Annotated in this window: 17 protein-coding genes; 13 read left to right on the top strand and 4 right to left on the bottom strand. The window is 58.5% G+C overall.

All coding sequences use genetic code 11. From position 1 onward, the window contains the following. Window positions 1-5: 5 nt before the first annotated feature. The 4 genes from tfpB to arsC are packed head-to-tail and all read right to left on the bottom strand — an operon-like array spanning window position 6 to window position 3275. Window positions 6-1823 carry a type IV pilus assembly ATPase TfpB gene (tfpB, locus tag GJU83_RS16520; protein WP_069184516.1) on the bottom strand — a complete coding sequence of 606 codons (1818 nt, stop codon included), beginning with the start codon at window positions 1821-1823 and terminating at the stop codon, window positions 6-8. A gap of 20 nt (window positions 1824-1843) precedes the next feature. Further along, window positions 1844-2215 (bottom strand): DUF2069 domain-containing protein, encoded by a 372-nt coding sequence (locus tag GJU83_RS16515; protein ID WP_069184517.1) that lies wholly within the window; start codon window positions 2213-2215, stop codon window positions 1844-1846. 57 nt (window positions 2216-2272) lie between these two features. After that, window positions 2273-2878, bottom strand: a complete 606-nt coding sequence (gene wrbA, locus GJU83_RS16510; RefSeq protein WP_069184518.1) for an NAD(P)H:quinone oxidoreductase — start codon at window positions 2876-2878, stop codon at window positions 2273-2275. Window positions 2879-2921: 43 nt separating this feature from the next. After that, on the bottom strand, window positions 2922-3275 hold the full coding sequence (arsC, locus tag GJU83_RS16505; RefSeq protein ID WP_069184519.1) for an arsenate reductase (glutaredoxin): 354 nt from the start codon (window positions 3273-3275) through the stop codon (window positions 2922-2924). Between the two features lie 68 nt (window positions 3276-3343). On the opposite strand from arsC, the gene GJU83_RS16500 reads away from it, so the two are divergent. The 13 genes from GJU83_RS16500 to GJU83_RS16440 all read left to right on the top strand — a co-directional run bounded on the left by GJU83_RS16500 (window position 3344) and on the right by GJU83_RS16440 (window position 17997). Further along, window positions 3344-3811: a TlpA family protein disulfide reductase gene (locus GJU83_RS16500; RefSeq protein WP_069184520.1), complete on the top strand. Its 468-nt coding sequence runs from the start codon at window positions 3344-3346 to the stop codon at window positions 3809-3811. A 45-nt stretch (window positions 3812-3856) separates the two neighbouring features. Next, window positions 3857-7339 carry a DNA polymerase III subunit alpha gene (dnaE, locus tag GJU83_RS16495; RefSeq protein WP_069184521.1) on the top strand — a complete coding sequence of 1161 codons (3483 nt, stop codon included), beginning with the start codon at window positions 3857-3859 and terminating at the stop codon, window positions 7337-7339. A gap of 140 nt (window positions 7340-7479) precedes the next feature. Beyond that, entirely contained in the window at window positions 7480-8433 is a 954-nt protein-coding gene (gene accA, locus GJU83_RS16490; protein WP_069184522.1) for an acetyl-CoA carboxylase carboxyl transferase subunit alpha, read from the top strand. Further along, the gene (gene tilS / locus GJU83_RS16485) at window positions 8417-9766 is read left to right on the top strand and encodes a tRNA lysidine(34) synthetase TilS (RefSeq protein ID WP_069184523.1); all 1350 of its coding nucleotides are present in this window, start codon (window positions 8417-8419) and stop codon (window positions 9764-9766) included. The genes accA and tilS overlap by 17 nt, the downstream gene beginning before the upstream one ends. Window positions 9767-9853: 87 nt before the next feature. Next, entirely contained in the window at window positions 9854-11482 is a 1629-nt protein-coding gene (locus GJU83_RS16480; RefSeq protein WP_069184524.1) for a CTP synthase, read from the top strand. 2 nt (window positions 11483-11484) lie between these two features. Next, window positions 11485-12330, top strand: coding sequence for a 3-deoxy-8-phosphooctulonate synthase (gene kdsA, locus GJU83_RS16475; RefSeq protein WP_069184525.1), 846 nt, complete (start codon window positions 11485-11487; stop codon window positions 12328-12330). Window positions 12331-12530: 200 nt separating this feature from the next. After that, window positions 12531-13826 carry a phosphopyruvate hydratase gene (eno, locus tag GJU83_RS16470; protein ID WP_069184526.1) on the top strand — a complete coding sequence of 432 codons (1296 nt, stop codon included), beginning with the start codon at window positions 12531-12533 and terminating at the stop codon, window positions 13824-13826. A 204-nt stretch (window positions 13827-14030) separates the two neighbouring features. Next, window positions 14031-14303 (top strand): septum formation initiator family protein, encoded by a 273-nt coding sequence (locus GJU83_RS16465; protein WP_069184527.1) that lies wholly within the window; start codon window positions 14031-14033, stop codon window positions 14301-14303. Between the two features lie 6 nt (window positions 14304-14309). Next, window positions 14310-15011 carry a 2-C-methyl-D-erythritol 4-phosphate cytidylyltransferase gene (gene ispD, locus GJU83_RS16460; protein ID WP_069184528.1) on the top strand — a complete coding sequence of 234 codons (702 nt, stop codon included), beginning with the start codon at window positions 14310-14312 and terminating at the stop codon, window positions 15009-15011. Window positions 15012-15036: 25 nt separating this feature from the next. Continuing rightward, window positions 15037-15516 carry a 2-C-methyl-D-erythritol 2,4-cyclodiphosphate synthase gene (gene ispF, locus GJU83_RS16455; protein WP_069184529.1) on the top strand — a complete coding sequence of 160 codons (480 nt, stop codon included), beginning with the start codon at window positions 15037-15039 and terminating at the stop codon, window positions 15514-15516. Further along, window positions 15513-16562, top strand: a complete 1050-nt coding sequence (gene truD / locus GJU83_RS16450; RefSeq protein ID WP_069184530.1) for a tRNA pseudouridine(13) synthase TruD — start codon at window positions 15513-15515, stop codon at window positions 16560-16562. The genes ispF and truD overlap by 4 nt, the downstream gene beginning before the upstream one ends. A gap of 11 nt (window positions 16563-16573) precedes the next feature. Then, window positions 16574-17344 carry a 5'/3'-nucleotidase SurE gene (gene surE, locus GJU83_RS16445; RefSeq protein WP_069184531.1) on the top strand — a complete coding sequence of 257 codons (771 nt, stop codon included), beginning with the start codon at window positions 16574-16576 and terminating at the stop codon, window positions 17342-17344. After that, window positions 17341-17997 (top strand): protein-L-isoaspartate(D-aspartate) O-methyltransferase, encoded by a 657-nt coding sequence (locus GJU83_RS16440; RefSeq protein ID WP_069184532.1) that lies wholly within the window; start codon window positions 17341-17343, stop codon window positions 17995-17997. Before surE ends, GJU83_RS16440 begins: the two co-directional genes overlap by 4 nt.

Genomic DNA, 17997 nt, shown 5'->3' with positions numbered 1-17997 from the left:
CCCGCTCAGCGCTGGCTTTCCGGCGTCACCCTCAGAATTTCCTCCACCGTTGTCTGGCCTGCAGCCACTTTCTGGGCGCCACTCAGGCGCAGGGATTTCATGCCTTCCTTATAGGCATCCAGCCTGAGCTGTTCCAGCTCGCAGCGATCGGTGATCTGTCGAAGTAAAGAGCCTGAGAGCGTCATGATTTCATAAACTCCGGCCCGGCCAAGATACCCGGTGTTCCGGCACTCCAGGCAGCCCACGGGCTGGTAGAACTGCTTGGGAACCGGCGCTTTCCAGGGCCGGGTCAGGGTCTGCCAGGCCTGCTCGTCGGCAGGGCCCGGCGCTTTGCAATGGGGGCAGAGGGTTCGGGCAAGCCGTTGCGCCATCACACCCAGTACCGTGGCCCGAATCAGGTACGGTGGGATACCCAGTTCCATCATCCGGGTAATCGCGCTCGGCGCGTCGTTGGTGTGTAGGGTCGAGAGCACCAGGTGGCCGGTGAGGGCAGCCTGAACCGCCATTTCCGCCGTTTCCAGATCGCGGATCTCGCCGATCATGATGATATCCGGATCCTGCCGCAGCAGGGCCCGCACGCCCGCCGCGAAGGTCAGGTCGATGTTGGTCTGGACCTGCATCTGGTTGAACGCCGGCTCCACCATTTCGATGGGATCCTCGATGGTGCAGACGTTGAGCTCGGATGACGCAATCTGTTTCAGGGTCGAGTACAGGGTTGTGGTCTTGCCAGACCCGGTTGGTCCGGTCACCAGAACAATACCGTGGGGGCGGGAGGTGATTTCCTGCCATCGCTGGCGATCTTCCTTGCCGAATCCCAGCTGCTCATAGGACTTCAGGAGCACGTCCGGATCAAAGATCCGCATGACCATCTTTTCGCCAAAGGCGGTCGGCATGGTGGCCAGGCGCAGTTCGACCTCGCGGTTATCGGGCTTGCGGGTCTTGATGCGACCGTCCTGGGGGCGGCGTTTCTCGGCCACGTTCAGGCGACCAAGAATCTTCAGCCGACTGGTAACCGCCACGCCCACGTGTTCCGGGAATTCATAGACGTTGTGGAGCACGCCGTCGATCCGGAACCGCACCTGCGTGACTGTGCGGCGGGGCTCTATGTGGATGTCTGAGGCGCGCTGGTCAAAGGCATACTGCAGCAGCCAGTCGACGATCTTGACCACGTGCTGGTCATTGGCATCCGGGTGTTCGCTGGCGCCAAGGTCCAGTAACTGTTCGAAATTCTGGTTTCCTGCCACACCGGGGCCCTGGCCGCCACTGGCCTTGCTGACGGAGTTGGCAAGCTGATAGAACTCCACGGTATACCGGCGGATATCCTCGGGGTTGGCAACAACTCGACGGATATCCTTTCGAACCGCCTGTTGGAGGTTTTGGACCCAGTCGTTCTTGAAGGGCTCTGTGCTGGCGATCAGTACCTCTTCTGCGCCGATCTCTACCGCCAGAATGCCGTGGCGTTGGGCAAAGGCATAGGACATCACCCGGGCAATGGCAGGCGTGTCGATCTTCAAAGGATCAATGTGGTAGTAAGGTTGCCCGGCCCAATCTGCCAGCCAATGGGTCAGCCGGTCCAGATCAAGTGTGCGACCACTTTTCTGGCTGGTCAGTGCGGCAATGGCCACCAGTTCCAGTGGATGGCGCTTGCCCTTCTGTCCATCGCCGGTGGCCGCGCCAAGATTGGCCGAGAGTACCCGTTCTGCGTCTTCCTGGCTGATTTCCCCGCTGGTGACAAGTGCGGTGCAAACATCTCTCAGGGTCAGGGTGCTTCTGGGCGGCGCGGGTGGCCTCGGCACGGTTCCGGAGTTGCTTGTTTCAGCCATAAAGTGTCAGGTCCAGGAATTCAGGGTGTATTTCCATTCGCCACTGGCCGGTTCACTTTGAGGTGAATCATGGCAACAGTGAACAACAGGAAGGTCAGTACCGTCAGAATGACCGGTCCCGTAGCACCTTCACTCAGCCAGGCAGATACGACGGCCTGGGTGAAGTAAAAGATCACCACGAACGACATCCAGATATAGCCCCGATTGTGGCCCCGAAATACCGGAATCGCAAAGGGCAGAAGCGGAAGCAGTTTCACCGCCAGCATCAACGTTATTGAAACGCCCTCGACGGGTGCCGGGTAGAAAGTTGTGATCAGCAGGGTGGCAAGCACGCCGATGTAGAGCGCGGCTGTTGCACGCAAGGTGGCGCGGGCCTTCGGGTTGTTCAGCATAGTGTGTTCCGTAATAAAAAAGTGTTAAGCAGATTACGTCTGGTACCCGGGCGTGTATCAGTCAGCAAGCTTCAGGGCGAATCGGGCAAGGCGCTCGCCAAAGGCCTGGCACAATGCTTTCTCGTCAGCGCTCAGTGGCTGCTGTTCACCGGTTCCGGCCCAATGGCTCGGGCCATAGGGAGTGCCCCCGGTTTGTGTGTCCCCCAGGCTTTTCTCGGAGTAGGGCAGGCCGCAGACGACCATGCCGTGATGCAGAAGTGGCATCATCATGGTCATCAGTGTGATTTCCTGTCCGCCATGAAGGCTGCCGGTCGACGTGAATGCCCCGGCGGGTTTGCCTTCAAGGGCGCCGCCCAGCCATAGGTCGCCGGTGGTGTCCAGGAAGTGCTTCAAAGGCGCCGCCATGTTACCAAAGCGGGTGGGGCTGCCGATGGCCAGGCCGGCACAATTCGCGAGATCGGATTTGCTGGCATAGGGCGCCCCGGAGTCCGGCACAGCGGGCAGCGATGCTGCCGTGTCCGGTGAAACCGGCGGTACCGACCTCAGCCTTGCTTCAATTCCTTCCACTCGGGCCACGCCACGTCCTATCTGGCTGGCCAGCTCTGCGGTTTGGCCGGTGCGGCTGTAGAAAAGAACAAGAACGTACGGCAATTGCTCGGGCATCGTCAGCGATCCTTCTGATCTGACTCGGAGAAGTTATTGGGGCTTAAAGAATCGAGAGAACGTTTTCTGGCGGACGACCAAGGGCTACTTTGCCGTTGGCGATCACGATCGGCCGTTCAATCAGTTTCGGGGTCGCTATCATGGCCGCGATCAATTGCTCATCGCTCAGCTCAGGGTTGTTCAGTCCCTGTTCTTTATATTCTTTTTCCTTGGTACGCATCAGCTCGCGGGGCGTCAGATTCAGGGCGCTGAGAATATCCTTTAGCTCCTGCTCTGTCGGTGGTGTTTCCAGGTAGCGTATAATCTCCGGTTCAATTCCCCGTTCGGTAAGCAGTTCAAGGGTTTGGCGGGATTTCGAGCAGCGCGGGTTGTGGAAAATCCGGGTTGGTTCTGTCATCTTCGTGCCTGGTTGTCTGAATGGAGTCCACGATTTCTGTGGTCGGTAGTCTAACAGGAGGTTTTCCGGTGCAGTACCCTGATTCAGTTCTTCGTGGCTCCCGCCTTCGCACAGCAGCCATTGTGCTGCTTGTTCTGACGATGACGGGTTGTGAGAAAATTGAGCTTGAACGGGCCGAAGGAACAAAGCTGAACTGGGACACGTTTCGCGGTCAGTGGGTGCTGGTCAACTACTGGGCGGAATGGTGCAAGCCATGTCTTGAGGAAATTCCCGAGCTCAACGAGCTCGACCAGGCACCCGACATCACCGTACTTGGCGTTAATTTTGATGGTGTGCGGGGCGATGCGCTGGTGGAACTCGGGGAACGGATGGGCATTGAATTTACCATGCTGGCGGATGACCCGGGGCCCGGGTTCGGCTGGAAACTGCCGGTCGCGCTGCCGGCCACCTTCCTGGTCAATCCCGATGGTGATCTGGTTGAGACTCGTTTTGGCCCCCAGACCGAAGAAGAGCTCAGGGCAGTAATCGGCGGCTGAGACCGCAGCTCTAACTGAATTTTACAGCAGGAATAACCTGACGTTATGTCGCAGACTTTTGTACATCTCCGTGTCCATTCCGAGTACTCCATGGTGGATGGCCTGGTCAGGGTGAAACCGCTGATCAAACGTGTTGCCGAGCTGGGCATGCCGGCAGTCGGCCTGACCGAGCAATCCAATATGTGCTCGCTGGTGCGTTTCTATAAGGCGGCCATGGGCGCGGGTGTCAAGCCCGTTATAGGCGCGGATCTCTGGCTCGAAAATCCGGATGAACCCGAAAACCCTTTCCGGCTGACGCTGCTTGCCCGAGACAACGATGGTTATCTCAACCTCACTGAAATCATTTCCCTGGGTTTCACCGAGGGCCAGCGGTTCGGCAAGCCGATTATCCAGCGAAAGTGGCTGGAGGCCAGAGCGAACGGCCTGATCGCGCTCTCCGGCGCAAAGCTGGGTGATGTGGGCAAGGCGCTGATGGCCGGCAAGCCGGAACTGGCTCGGGAGCGCGCTCGTTACTGGATGGATCTGTACCCGGACAGCTACTACCTGGAGCTCCAGCGCACTGGTCGACCGGGTGACGAGGACTGCCTGCACCTGAGTGTTGAGCTGGCCGGGGCGCTTGGCCTTCCAGTGGTGGCCACCAACGATGTTCACTTCCTCGAAGCGGAAGACTTTGAGGCCCACGAGGCCCGGGTTTGCATCGGCGAGAGTCGTACTCTGGACGATCCGCGGCGTGACCGTCGGTTCAGTGATCAGCAGTACCTGCGCAGCGCCGATGAGATGATCGAGCTGTTCAGCGACATCCCCGAGGCCATCGAGAATACCGTGGAAATCGCCCGGCGCTGCTCGGTGAAGGTTCGGATGGGCGAATACTTCCTTCCGAACTACCCGATTCCGGACGGCATGACCATGGACGACTATTTCCGGAAGGTCTCCGAGGAAGGCCTGGAGGAGCGGCTTGCCAAGACCCTGAGCAAGGACGATCCGGAATACGATGCCAAGCGGGAGGCCTACTACAAGCGCCTGAACTTCGAGCTGGACATCATTATCCAGATGGGTTTCCCGGGCTACTTCCTGATCGTGATGGACTTTATCAAGTGGGCCAAGAACAACGGCGTGCCGGTCGGGCCAGGTCGGGGGTCCGGTGCCGGCTCCCTGGTGGCCTATGCCCAGTTGATTACCGATCTGGATCCCCTGGAGTACGACCTGCTGTTCGAGCGTTTCCTGAACCCGGAGCGGGTCTCCATGCCCGACTTCGACGTCGACTTCTGCATGGAAGGCCGGGACAGGGTGATCGAGTACACCGCCCAGAAGTACGGGCGTGAGGCGGTGTCGCAGATCATTACCTTCGGCACCATGGCCGCGAAGGCGGTCGTGCGGGACGTTGCCCGGGTGCAGGGCAAATCCTATGGCCTGGCCGACAAGCTGTCCAAAATGATCCCCTTCGAACCGGGCATGACCCTTGAAAAGGCTCTGGAACAGGAACCGCAACTGGTCGAGTTTCTCGAGAATGACGAGGAAGCCCAGGAAATCTGGGAAATGGCCCTGAAGCTCGAGGGCGTGTGCCGGAACGCCGGTAAGCACGCAGGTGGCGTGGTGATCGCGCCCACCAAGATCACCGATTTCTCGCCCCTGTATTGTGATGATGAGGGCGGAAGCCTGGTAACCCAGTTCGATAAGGGCGATGTGGAAGATGCCGGACTGGTGAAGTTCGACTTCCTGGGCCTGCGGACGCTCACGATTATCAAGTGGGCGCTGAACATGATCAATCCGCGCCGGGAAAAGAAGGGCATGCAGCCGCTGGACATCAACGAGATTCCACTGGATGACGTGCCCTCGTTCGACATGCTCAAGAAAGCTGAAACCACGGCGGTGTTCCAGCTGGAATCCCGGGGCATGAAAGACCTGATTCGCCGTCTCCAGCCAGACTCCCTCGAAGACATGATCGCCCTAGTGGCTCTGTTTCGGCCGGGGCCGCTGCAATCGGGCATGGTGGATGACTTTATTGACCGTAAGCACGGTCGCCAGCCCATGTCCTTCCCGCACCCGGATTACCAGTACGAGGGCCTGAAGCCCGTACTGGAACCGACCTACGGCGTCATCCTGTATCAGGAGCAGGTCATGCAGATCGCCCAGGTCATGGCCGGCTATACCCTGGGTGGAGCGGACATGCTGCGCCGGGCCATGGGTAAGAAAAAGCCCGAGGAGATGGCCAAGCAGAAGCAGATCTTCCTGGATGGCTGCGAAAAGAATGGCATCAACAAAACCCTGGCCGAAAATATCTTCGATCTGGTGGAAAAGTTTGCCGGCTACGGCTTCAACAAATCCCACTCGGCTGCTTACGCCCTGGTGTCATACCAGACCCTCTGGCTGAAAGCCCATTACCCGGCAGAGTTCATGGCCGCGGTACTGACTGCCGATATGCAGAACACCGATAAGGTGGTCACGCTGGTGGAAGAATGCCGGAACATGAAGCTGGATCTTCTGGTGCCGGATGTCAGCCGTTCGGAATACACCTTTACCGTTAATGACGACGGCCAGATTGTGTATGGTCTCGGAGCGATCAAGGGCTTGGGTGAGGGCCCGATCCAGAGCATTGTTGAGGGTCGCGGCGATGGCGAGCCGTTCCAGGATATCTTTGATTTCTGTCGGCGGGTTGACCTCAAGAAGGTCAACAAGCGGGCCATGGAAGCGCTTATCCGCTCCGGTGCCATGGACAAGCTGGGTGCGAGCCGCGCGCAGCTCATGGCAAGCATTGACAAGGCCGTGCAGCAGGCCGACCAACAATCCCGGAACGAATCCGTTGGCATGATGGATATGTTTGGCGAAATGCTGGAAGCCGGTGATGGTGGCGATCCCTACGAGGACGTGGCCGGGGTACGCGAATGGCCGGAGAAGCAGCGGCTGAAAGGCGAAAAGGATACCCTGGGGCTGTACCTCACCGGTCATCCGTTTGACGAGTATGAAAAAGAAGTCCGTCGGTTTGTCCGGTCCTCCATTGCCGATCTGAAGCCGAACAAGTCACCCCAGCGGGTGGCGGGGCTCGTGGTTGCCCAGCGCACCATGAAAACGCGCACCGGCTCCACGATGTGTTTCATCACCCTTGACGACCGCAGTGCCCGGATTGAGGCGACTCTGTTTTCCGAGGCGTTTTTCGAAAACCGTGAGCTGTTGCAATCCGACCAGGTGATTGTGGTGGAAGGCCAGGTCAGTCACGACGACTATTCCGGGCAGATGAAGATGCGAGTGAGCTCGGTGATGGATGTGGCAACGGCTCGCCAGCAGTTCAGTCGTGGCCTTAAACTGAACCTGTGCGCCGATCAGTTGCAGAACGGATTGCTGGAGAAGCTCGACAGTACTCTGCGGCCGTTCCGATGCGAGGGCAGCCCGGTCTGGATCGAGTACAGCAGCCCCGAGGCGTCGACCCGGATCGAGCTCGGTGAGTCCTGGCGTGTGCAGCCGGATGACAACCTGCTGCTGGAGCTCCGGTACCTCGTAGGCGACCAGTCGGTAGAACTGGTCTATGATTGAATGAGTTGAAAATTAAAAGTTTGTCAGACAGCGGACTCATACCAATGTCCGCTTTAGCCACTGACCGGGCGCTGCTATCTTTGTGTCAAATTCTGGTTTGGCGGAGTACGTTCCCGCCTGGCAATAAATGATGGAACATCATGAACCCTAACTATCTGGATTTCGAACAGCCAATCGCCGACCTGGAAGCCAAGATTGAAGAGCTTCGGATGGTTGGTAACGATACCGACATCAATATCACAGACGAGATCACCCGGCTGAAGAAAAAGAGCGTCAGCCTTACCGAGAGCATTTTCTCAGATCTCAAGCCCTGGGACGTTGCGCGGCTGGCCCGTCACCCTCGCAGGCCCTACACCCTGGACTACATTGAATCCATCTTTGAGGATTTTGATGAGTTGCACGGTGATCGTCGCTACGCCGACGACCTGGCTATTGTAGGCGGTACCGCCAGGCTTGATGACAAACCGGTGATGGTCATCGGTCATCAAAAGGGTCGGGAAGTCCGCGACAAGGTCAAGCGTAACTTCGGTATGCCCCGGCCGGAGGGCTACCGCAAGGCTCTGCGCCTGATGGAAATGGCCGAGCGTTTCAAGATGCCTATCCTCACCTTCATCGATACGCCAGGGGCTTATCCGGGCATTGGTGCGGAAGAGCGCGGGCAGAGCGAGGCCATTGCCTTCAATCTGGCGGTCATGTCTCGCCTCAAGACACCCATTATCTCCACGGTGATCGGTGAGGGCGGTTCCGGTGGCGCCTTGGCCATCGGTGTCTGTGATCAACTGAACATGCTCCAGTACTCCACCTACGCGGTGATTTCCCCAGAGGGCTGTGCCTCAATCCTCTGGAAGAGTGCCGAATACGCTGCCCAGGCGGCGGAGGCCATGGGTGTAACAGCTGACCGGCTCAAAGATCTGGGGCTGGCGGATAACGTGGTAACCGAGCCCCTTGGCGGTGCTCACCGCAACCCCGAAAAAATGTCGGAATCCCTCAAGGAGGTTCTGGCAAAAGGCGTCGCTGAACTCAGTCGCCTGCCACTGGATGAGCTGGTATCCCGCCGCTATGAGCGGCTGACCCGCTATGACACCGGGCGCTGAGCCCGGCTCCGGATTCACCTGGCCGGAGGCACTGTGCGCCCCGGTCAGAGAACTCCCCGATCACGCCCGCCTGTTGGTTGCCCTGAGCGGCGGCCTCGATTCCACCCTGTTATTACACCTGGCAGTCCATTGCCATGGGCATTCCGGGGCTGTCCGAGCGGTTCATATCAATCATCAGCTGCAGCCGAATGCCTCCGAGACCGAATCATTCTGCCGCGATCTTTGTGGGCGCCTGGGTGTCCCGCTTGTGGTTGAGAAGGTCACTGTCAGGAGCGGAGAAAACTCGGCTGGTGGCATCGAAGAGGCAGCTCGCAAAGCGCGCTATTCCGCCCTGGAAGCGATGGTTCAGCGGAGGGATCTGGTTCTGATGGCTCACCATGGCGATGATCAGGCCGAAACGGTGCTGTTCCGGATGCTGAGGGGCAGCGGTGTGGCCGGGCTGGCGGGTATGCCGTTCAGCCGTGACCTCGGCCCGGCGACACTGGTCCGGCCCCTGCTTGGGTTTGAACGGGTCGAGCTTGAGCGGTGGGCCAGGTCCGCTGGTCTGTCGTGGGTTGATGATCCCAGCAACACCGACCAACGATTTGACCGGAATTTCCTGCGCCACACGGTGCTGCCAGCTTTGCGGGAGCGCTGGCCGGGGCTGAATCGCAGGTTGCGCCACACGGCGGACGCCTGTGCAGAAAGTGAAGCGCTGAACCAAAAGCTGGCGGCCTTGCAGTGGCAGGCTGTCGGCGGTGAGCAGGACCGACTGCCCGTTGAGGGGCTGAAAACCTTATCTTTGGCGGAGCAGAAAAACCTGATTCGCTGGTGGGTTCGGGAACGGGGGTTTCCTGCGCCCACAATCAGCAGTTGGCAGCAGGTTATGCAGGACCTGATTTTCGCAAGAGAGGATCGAGAGCCGGAGTTCCGGTCCGACGGTTTCAGTCTGCGCCGCTTTCAGGGCGATCTTTACCTGGTTCCGGATCACTCGCAGCTGCCGGACGTCCCCGTTACTCTGGAGCCGGGTCCCGGGCTGAACTTTGGCGAATGGTTCCTGAAGCTGGAGCCGGCCGTTACCCCGGAAAGACCGTTGCCGCCAATACGGATATTTACGAGGCAGGGCGGTGAGCGGGTACGTTTCCGTTCGGATGGTCCGTCCCGTTCGCTCAAGAAGTGGCTGCAGGAGATTGCGGTTCCACCCTGGGAAAGGGCCCGGCTGCCGCTGGTTTTCGCCGGTTCCGGGGATGCAGCCGAACTCGTTGCCATTGGCGATTTATGGTGTTCTGAACAATACTCGGAAGGCGCCCATGCCGCCGGTTGGCGGCTGGTTGTAGAGCGGGAATGTGATTGAGTCAATGGGGCCTTTCTGGTAGTCTGGCGTCCCATCTTGAGATGACAATCTCCCTCCTTCACCGAACCAGACAATCACGGAATCTGCATGACGCGTTATATTTTCGTCACCGGCGGTGTCGTGTCCTCCTTGGGGAAAGGTATCGCATCAGCCTCACTGGCTGCGATCCTCGAGGCACGCGGCCTGAAGGTCACTATTCTCAAGCTGGACCCGTATATCAACGTGGACCCCGGCACCATGAGCCCGTTCCAGCACGGTGAGGTTTTTGTTACCGAGGATGGCGCGGAAACAGACCTGGATCTGGGCCACTATGAGCGCTTCATCCGTTCCCGGATGAGCAAGCGTAATAACTTCACCACCGGCCGGGTGTACGAAGAGGTGATCCGTAAGGAGCGCCGTGGCGACTACCTGGGCGGAACCGTTCAGGTGATTCCTCACATCACTGACGAGATCAAGCGTCGGGTTGTTGAAGGGGCTGCCGGCGCGGACGTGGCACTGATCGAAATCGGTGGTACGGTTGGCGATATTGAATCCCTGCCGTTCCTGGAAGCCTGTCGTCAGCTCAAGGTCGAAGTGGGTTCCCAGCGTGCGCTTTTCATGCATCTTACCCTGGTTCCGTACATTGCCACGGCCGGTGAGATCAAGACCAAGCCAACCCAGCATTCCGTCAAGGAAATGCGCTCTATCGGCCTGCAGCCGGATATCCTGCTGTGCCGCTCGGAGCATGAGGTGGACGCCAGCTCGCGTCGCAAGATTGCCCTGTTCACCAACGTCGAAGAGCGGGCAGTTATTCCTCTCCAGGATGCCAAATCCATTTATGCGATCCCGCGGATGCTCTATGAGCATGGCCTGGACCAGTTGGTTATCGAGCGCTTCGGTCTAGATGCCCGTCCCGCGGATTTGAGTGAATGGGACAACGTTGTTGAATCGTTGATGAACCCCGAGCAGGAAGTAACCATTGCCATGGTTGGCAAGTACATGGAACTCCTGGACGCATACAAGTCCCTGATTGAATCCCTGCTTCACGCCGGCATCAAGACCCGTACCAAGGTCAATATCAACTACATCGATTCCGAAGATATTGAGCGTGACGGTACAGGCGCACTGGAAAGTGCCGACGCTATCCTGGTGCCGGGTGGTTTTGGCGAGCGCGGCGTTGAAGGCAAGATCCGCACCGTTCAGTACGCCCGTGAGAACAAGGTACCTTACCTGGGCATCTGTCTGGGTATGCAGGTTGCAGTTATTGAATATGCCCGCAATGTGGCAGGCCTCAAAGATGCCCACAGCACGGAATTCCGCACGCACACGCCGGAACCGGTTGTCGGCCTTATCACCGAGTGGCTGGATTCTACCGGCGAGCGGGAAGAGCGTACTGAAGAGTCCGATCTGGGCGGAACCATGCGTCTTGGCGCCCAGGACTGCGTGCTGACCGAAGGCTCCACCATCGCCAACTGCTACGGCAAGAAAACCATTCAAGAGCGTCATCGCCACCGCTACGAGGTGAACAACCATTTCCTGCCGAGGCTGGAAGAGGCCGGGCTCCAGATCTCTGGCCGTTCATCGGATGGACGCTTGGTGGAAGTGGTCGAGGCGCCGAACCATCCCTGGTTTGTTGCCTGCCAGTTCCATCCGGAATTTACCTCCACTCCCAGGGACGGCCACCCGCTGTTCAAGGGCTTTGTTGAGGCAGCACTGGCCAGCAAGAAAGGATCCTGAAGATGGCTCAGAGCACCGTAAACGTATCGGGAATCGAGGTCGCCAACCAAAAACCGTTTGTGCTCTTTGGCGGTATGAACGTTCTGGAGTCGCCGGAGCTGGCCATGGAAGTGGCCCAGGCCTACGTTGAGGTAACTGGCAAACTGGGTATTCCCTACGTTTTCAAAGCGTCTTTTGATAAAGCCAACCGGTCGTCCGTGAACTCTTTCCGTGGCCCCGGCCTGGAGAAAGGTCTTCAGATACTGGCGGACATCAAGAGCAAGTTCGGTGTTCCCATTATTTCGGACGTCCACGAGCCGGCTCAGGCGGCCCCGGCAGCCGAAGTCTGTGACATTATCCAACTGCCGGCGTTTCTGAGCCGCCAGACCGATCTGGTGGTCGCCATGGCGAAAACCGGTGCCGTGATCAACATCAAGAAGGCCCAGTTCCTCGCGCCCCAGGAAATGAAGCACATCATTACCAAATGCGAGGAAGCCGGCAACGACAAGGTAATCCTCTGTGAGCGGGGCAGCAGCTTCGGTTACAACAACCTGGTCGTCGACATGCTCGGCTTCGGCATTATGAAAGCCATGAATGTACCGGTGATGTTCGATGTGACCCACTCCCTGCAGATGCCGGGCGGACGCGCGGATTCGGCCGGTGGCCGACGTGCCCAGGTGACTGACCTGGCGCTGGCGGGTATGTCCCAGGGGTTGGCAGGTTTGTTCCTTGAGGCCCATCCGGACCCGGACAAAGCCAAGTGCGATGGCCCCTGCGCTTTGCGGCTCAGCCAGCTTGAGCCCTTCCTGCAGCGGGTAAAAGCTGTGGATGATCTGGTAAAAAGCTTTAAACCTATCGACACCGCCTGATTGGCGGTGTTTGTTTTGTTTGGGAGTACGAGCAGGTGGGGGATGGCTTTCCGAAACACGCTCCTTGCGGCACATCCATGTGACGCTTGGGCTCCGCCATCCCTGGCTCCGCACAGTTTCGGAAAGCCATCCCCCACCTGCTCTATGCCCAACTTCGAGTTTGAACCGTTTAGAAATCGAAAATTTGGAGAATCATTCGAATGACAAAGATTGCCAACATCAAAGGCCGTGAGGTTCTGGATTCCCGCGGTAACCCGACTGTCGAAGCCGACGTTATTCTGGAAGACGGCACCATTGGTTCCGCCTGCGCGCCTTCTGGTGCTTCCACCGGCTCTCGCGAAGCACTGGAACTGCGTGATGGTGATGCTTCCCGTTACCTTGGCAAAGGTGTTCTGAAGGCAGTTGAAGCCGTAAACAGCAAGATCCGTGAAGCCCTCGTAGGCAAAGATGCGGCTGATCAGCGTGCACTGGACCAGATCATGCTGGACCTCGATGGCACGGAGAACAAGGCTAACCTTGGCGCTAACGCTATTCTGGCTGTGTCTCTGGCTGCTGCAAAAGCTGCTGCAATTTCCCTTGGAAAGCCGCTGTATGCGCACATTGCCGACATTAACGGTACCTCCGATAAGTTCTCCATGCCGGTACCGATGATGAACATCCTGAACGGTGGCGAGCATGCGGATAACAACGTGGATATCCAGGAGTTCATGGTTCAGCCGGTATCCGTCAAGAGCTTCTCTGAAGCTCTGCGTGTGGGCGCGGAGATTTTCCACAGCCTGAAGAAAGTGCTGAAGGCCCAGGGCCTGAACACCGCCGTTGGTGATGAGGGTGGCTTTGCGCCGAACCTGCCCTCCAACGAAGCGGCACTGGCCGTCATTCAGGAAGCGGTCGAGAAGGCAGGTTACAAGCTGGGTACCGATGTAACCCTGGCTCTGGACTGTGCCTCCTCTGAATTCTACAAGGATGGCCAGTACCAGCTGTCCGGTGAAGGCAAGAGTTTCGATTCCGAGGGCTTTGCCGATTACCTGGCAGGGCTTTGCGAGCGGTACCCGATCGTCTCCATTGAAGACGGTATGGACGAGAGCGACTGGGACGGCTGGAAAGTGCTGACCGACAAGCTCGGTAGCAAGGTTCAGCTGGTGGGCGACGACCTGTTCGTGACCAATACCAAGATCCTCAAGCAAGGTATTGAGAAGGGCGTGGGGAACTCCATCCTGATCAAGTTCAACCAGATTGGCAGCCTGAGCGAAACCCTTGATGCCATCAAGATGGCACAGGATGCCGGCTTCACTGCCGTGATTTCCCATCGCTCCGGTGAGACCGAAGACACCACTATTGCCGATCTGGCTGTAGCCACCTGTGCCGGCCAGATCAAGACCGGCTCGCTGTGCCGTTCCGATCGCGTTGCCAAGTACAACCAGTTGCTGCGCATTGAAGAAGCCCTGGATGGCAAAGCGCCGTACCGCGGCCTGAGCGAGATCAAGGGGCAGGGCTGATCGACTGATCTGACCGGTTCTGGTTGAGTTTCGGGCCGGCAATCAGCGAAAAACTGTTAAGGCCATCGTGTTCCGAGCGAAAGCTTGGTTACGATGGCCTTTTTGTACAGGCAGTTAGAAGAATTTGTTGCTAATCTACTCTAAGGTCTATACTCAACGTCCGGCGTTGGCATTTTGATTGATTGAATTTGACTGGAATCGGCAATGAAGTTGCTCTGGACCACAATGGTTGTTGTTATTCTCCTGCTGCAGGTGCGCCTGTGGGTTGGGGAGGGCAGCTTTGCGCAGGTATGGGCTCTCGAGAAGTCCATCGCCGAGCAACGTGAAGAAAATGCCGAACTGGCTACCCGCAATGAACGTCTGTATGCCGAAGTCAGGAATCTGCGTAATGAGCAGGGCGCCGTTGAAGAGCGGGCCAGAATGAACCTTGGCCTGATTAGAGACGACGAGACCTTTTTCCTGGTTGTTGAAAACTGATTGTCTATGCCTGCTCCGAGACTTTGGCTGATTGTCCCTGCCGCCGGCATCGGCCAGCGTATGCAGGCCGAACAACCGAAGCAGTACCTTCGAATCGGCCAGCGTTTCATTCTCGATATCACCCTTTCCCGATTGATGGATTCCGCCCCGTTTTCCGGCTGCATGGTGCCATTGCATCCGGCCGATCATTGGTGGCCGGATACCGAGGCCAGCGGCGATAGCCGAATCCAGACCTGCACCGGCGGAGCCGAAAGGGCCGAGTCGGTATTGTCCGCACTGCATGCCCTGGCGGAGCAGATCAGGGATGATGATTGGGTCCTGGTCCACGATGCGGCACGACCATGTCTTCATACCCGGGACCTGTCGAACCTGATTGACCAACTCTACCACCACCCTGTCGGGGGGCTTCTGGCTTCGCCAGTGGCCGACACCCTGAAGCGGGCTGGCACAGGCGACCTGCCTGAAGTTCTTGAAACGGTGGATCGCAAAAATCTGTGGCGGGCATTAACGCCTCAGATGTTTCGCTATCGTATTCTGGTGGATTCACTGGAAGCTGCCCTTGCCGGCGAACTTCTGGTGACTGATGAGTCCTCTGCCGTGGAGTTTTCCGGTAACATGCCCGTTCTGGTCGAAGGACGGCCGGACAATATCAAGATCACCGTACCCGCAGATCTGGCCCTCGCAGGCTTCATTCTCAGCCGGTTCTGAATTTTCGGAGTTTCCGGAGTACATTATGCGTATTGGTCAGGGCTTTGATGTCCATGCCTTTTGTGAAGGCGACAATGTGATTATTGGCGGTGTCAGCATTCCGCATTCCCACGGGCTGAAGGCCCATTCTGATGGTGATGTCCTGCTGCACGCACTGGCGGATGCGCTGCTGGGTGCCGTAGCACTGGGCGACATCGGGCATTTTTTTCCGGACACCAGTGATGAGTGGGCGGGCGCCGACAGCCGCGACCTTCTGCGCCGCGTCATGACCCGGGTTTGGGCTGAGGGGTTTGGCGTGGTGAATGTGGATGCCACCATCATCGCTCAAGCTCCTAAAATGGCCCCTCATATTGATGCCATCCGTCTGAACATTGCGGAAGACCTGGGCGTTCCGGCCAGTCGCGTTAGTGTGAAAGCCACCACCACGGAAAAACTCGGCTTTACCGGGCGCGGTGAGGGCATTGCCTGCCAGGCTATCTGCCTGCTTGAACCGGTGGATTCGTGAGTCAGTGGCGCCTTGACTGGCCCACGTCTGGCGGTGGGCGTGTTGCTTCGGGCCGTTTGAAGACAGCGCCCGGCGATTTCATTGTTGACGAGGTGCTGGAATTTCCGGAAAGCGGCTCCGATCTCAGGGCAGACGCAATCTCCGGCGTCGGAGAGCATCTCTGTGTGAAACTGGAGAAAGTGGGCGATAACACAGAGTACGTCGCTCGCGAACTGGCCAGAATGGCGGGTTTTCGCAACTTTGATGTCGGCTTCTGCGGTCTCAAGGATCGACATGCGGTAACACGCCAATGGTTCAGTCTCTATCGGCCAGGGTGTGAAGCTCAAGACGCCGCCCTGATTGACGAAATTGCTGTTCGATGGCCCGTTCTTGCGGCCTCGCGACAGACCCGGAAATTGCGGCGGGGAGAGCACAGTGGCAATGGCTTTGTAATCACCCTGAGAGCAGTCACCGGGGAACCCGAGGTGATTGATCGTGCTCTGGTGCGCCTGGCAGATATTGGCGCTCCCAATTACTTTGGCCCCCAACGGTTCGGCAACGGTGGTGCAAACCTTTACCGGGCGGTGCATCTGGATCCCGCCACCCTGAACCGTCGGAACCGGTCCGGCGGAAAAGGCCGGGGTGGCAAAAAGCGCGCTGGCAGCGACGGCTCGAAAAACGTATTGTATTTTTCGGCGGCGCGCTCATGGCTGTTCAATGAGGTGCTTGCGGCTCGGGTAAGCGATGGCAGCTGGGCCGAGGCGGGGGCTACAGGCCCCTTGTGGGGTGACGGCGGCACGACGGCTTCCGGGGCACTGGAAGCTCTTGAACGGGACATTGTTGCGCAAACCCCTGGATTGGCGAGCCTGTTCTCGGTCACCCGGATGAAACCGGAGCGACGTCCCCTGGCGGTAAAGCCCGATAGGCTTGCCTGGCGGTGGCTGGCTGAGGACACTCTGGAACTGACGTTCTTTTTGTCACCCGGCCAGTACGCCACTACGATTTTGAGTGATATTTTCGAGCTTGAGGACATGAGCCTCAGCCGACATAACGAACAACAAGGCTAGCGGAGAACACTGTGCGTATTCTGTTGTCGAACGATGACGGCGTTCACTCACCGGGGCTTATTGCCCTGTTCGAGGGATTGAAGGGGCTGGGTGAGCTGGAGGTGGTGGCGCCCGATCGGGATCATAGCGGCGCCAGCAACGCCCTTACCCTCAATCGGCCTTTGACCGTAGAAGAGCATCCCAACGGGTTCCGCTCTGTGGATGGCACCCCGACCGACTGTGTTCATCTGGCGGTTAACGGGCTGTTCAAAGAGCCGTTCGACAGAGTAGTCTCCGGAATAAACACCCACGCCAACCTGGGCGATGACATTATTTATTCGGGTACTGTTGCCGCAGCCACTGAGGGGCGTCACCTTGGTCTTCCGGCCATCGCTGTTTCCCTGGTCAACGATGGCCACTTTCACTATGCGACGGCTGCCCGGGTGGTCCGGATGCTGCTCGAGAACGAGAGCCCTCTGGAGCTCGGGCCGCGCTCTATCCTCAACGTTAATGTACCGGACGTCCCCTGGGAAGAACTGGCAGGCATTCGGGTAACCCGTCTGGGCCACCGGGAACGGGCGGAAGGCGCGGTGCCAATGACCTGTCCCCGCGGTAAGGAACGTTACTGGATAGGGGCGGCCGGTGTGGGCGGTGATGCCGGTCCTGGTACCGATTTCAACGCCGTCCGCGAAGGCTACGTCTCGGTAACCCCGGTGCATATAGATATGACCCGGCATGAGGCCCTTTCGCGGCTTCGGGACTGGGTCGATACCCTTGCGGATTTGCCGGAGGGCCGGGGATGACCGCTCAGCTTGAAGGTATCGGGATGACCTCACGGCGTACCCGGATGCGACTGGTGCAGCGCCTCAGGGAAGCCGGCATCGAATCGGACCGCGTGCTCGAGATCATGGGAGAGGTGCCAAGGCACATTTTCCTGGATGAAGCGCTGTCCCATCGCGCTTATGAAGACACATCCCTGCCAATCGGGTATGGCCAGACCCTGTCCCAGCCCTACATTGTGGCAAGGATGACGGAATTGATGCTCGCTCATGGGCCATCACGGGTGCTGGAGCTGGGAACCGGGTCAGGTTACCAGACCTCGGTGCTCTCCCGCCTGTTTTCGGAAATTTACAGCGTTGAGCGTATCAAGGCATTACAGGACAGGGCGCGGGACCGGTTGCGTCAGCTGAACGCCAGGAATGTGTTCCTGAAACACGCTGACGGAGGTATGGGCTGGCCTGAGCGGGGTCCTTTCGATGGCATCATCGTGACCGCAGCGCCCATTGAAGTTCCAGGCGAGTTACTCGCCCAACTGGCAGACGGTGGCGTTCTGATTGCGCCCGTGGGAGAGGAAGACCAGGTGTTGGTTGAGGTAACCCGCAGGGGTGATCGTTTCGATCACAAAGAGTTGGAGCCGGTCCGTTTTGTGCCGCTGTTGGGCGGGGTTGTCCGCTAG

The organism is Marinobacter salsuginis (genome assembly GCF_009617755.1).
GTDB lineage: Bacteria > Pseudomonadota > Gammaproteobacteria > Pseudomonadales > Oleiphilaceae > Marinobacter > Marinobacter salsuginis.
Note: the sequence above shows the minus strand (reverse complement) of the source record. Positions and strands in the feature narration are given on the sequence as shown.

Bases quoted from the DNA above. Each gene is read 5' to 3' on its own strand.
- arsC (WP_069184519.1), bottom strand. From the start codon at position 3,275: ATGACAGAACCAACCCGGATTTTCCACAACCCGCGCTGCTCGAAATCC.
- dnaE (WP_069184521.1), top strand. From the start codon at position 3,857: ATGTCGCAGACTTTTGTACATCTCCGTGTCCATTCCGAGTACTCCATG.
- ispD (WP_069184528.1), top strand. From the start codon at position 14,310: ATGCCTGCTCCGAGACTTTGGCTGATTGTCCCTGCCGCCGGCATCGGC.
- GJU83_RS16465 (WP_069184527.1), top strand. From the start codon at position 14,031: ATGAAGTTGCTCTGGACCACAATGGTTGTTGTTATTCTCCTGCTGCAG.
- kdsA (WP_069184525.1), top strand. From the start codon at position 11,485: ATGGCTCAGAGCACCGTAAACGTATCGGGAATCGAGGTCGCCAACCAA.
- wrbA (WP_069184518.1), bottom strand. From the start codon at position 2,878: ATGCCCGAGCAATTGCCGTACGTTCTTGTTCTTTTCTACAGCCGCACC.
- GJU83_RS16515 (WP_069184517.1), bottom strand. From the start codon at position 2,215: ATGCTGAACAACCCGAAGGCCCGCGCCACCTTGCGTGCAACAGCCGCG.
- ispF (WP_069184529.1), top strand. From the start codon at position 15,037: ATGCGTATTGGTCAGGGCTTTGATGTCCATGCCTTTTGTGAAGGCGAC.
- GJU83_RS16440 (WP_069184532.1), top strand. From the start codon at position 17,341: ATGACCGCTCAGCTTGAAGGTATCGGGATGACCTCACGGCGTACCCGG.
- tilS (WP_069184523.1), top strand. From the start codon at position 8,417: ATGACACCGGGCGCTGAGCCCGGCTCCGGATTCACCTGGCCGGAGGCA.
- eno (WP_069184526.1), top strand. From the start codon at position 12,531: ATGACAAAGATTGCCAACATCAAAGGCCGTGAGGTTCTGGATTCCCGC.
- accA (WP_069184522.1), top strand. From the start codon at position 7,480: ATGAACCCTAACTATCTGGATTTCGAACAGCCAATCGCCGACCTGGAA.
- GJU83_RS16480 (WP_069184524.1), top strand. From the start codon at position 9,854: ATGACGCGTTATATTTTCGTCACCGGCGGTGTCGTGTCCTCCTTGGGG.
- tfpB (WP_069184516.1), bottom strand. From the start codon at position 1,823: ATGGCTGAAACAAGCAACTCCGGAACCGTGCCGAGGCCACCCGCGCCG.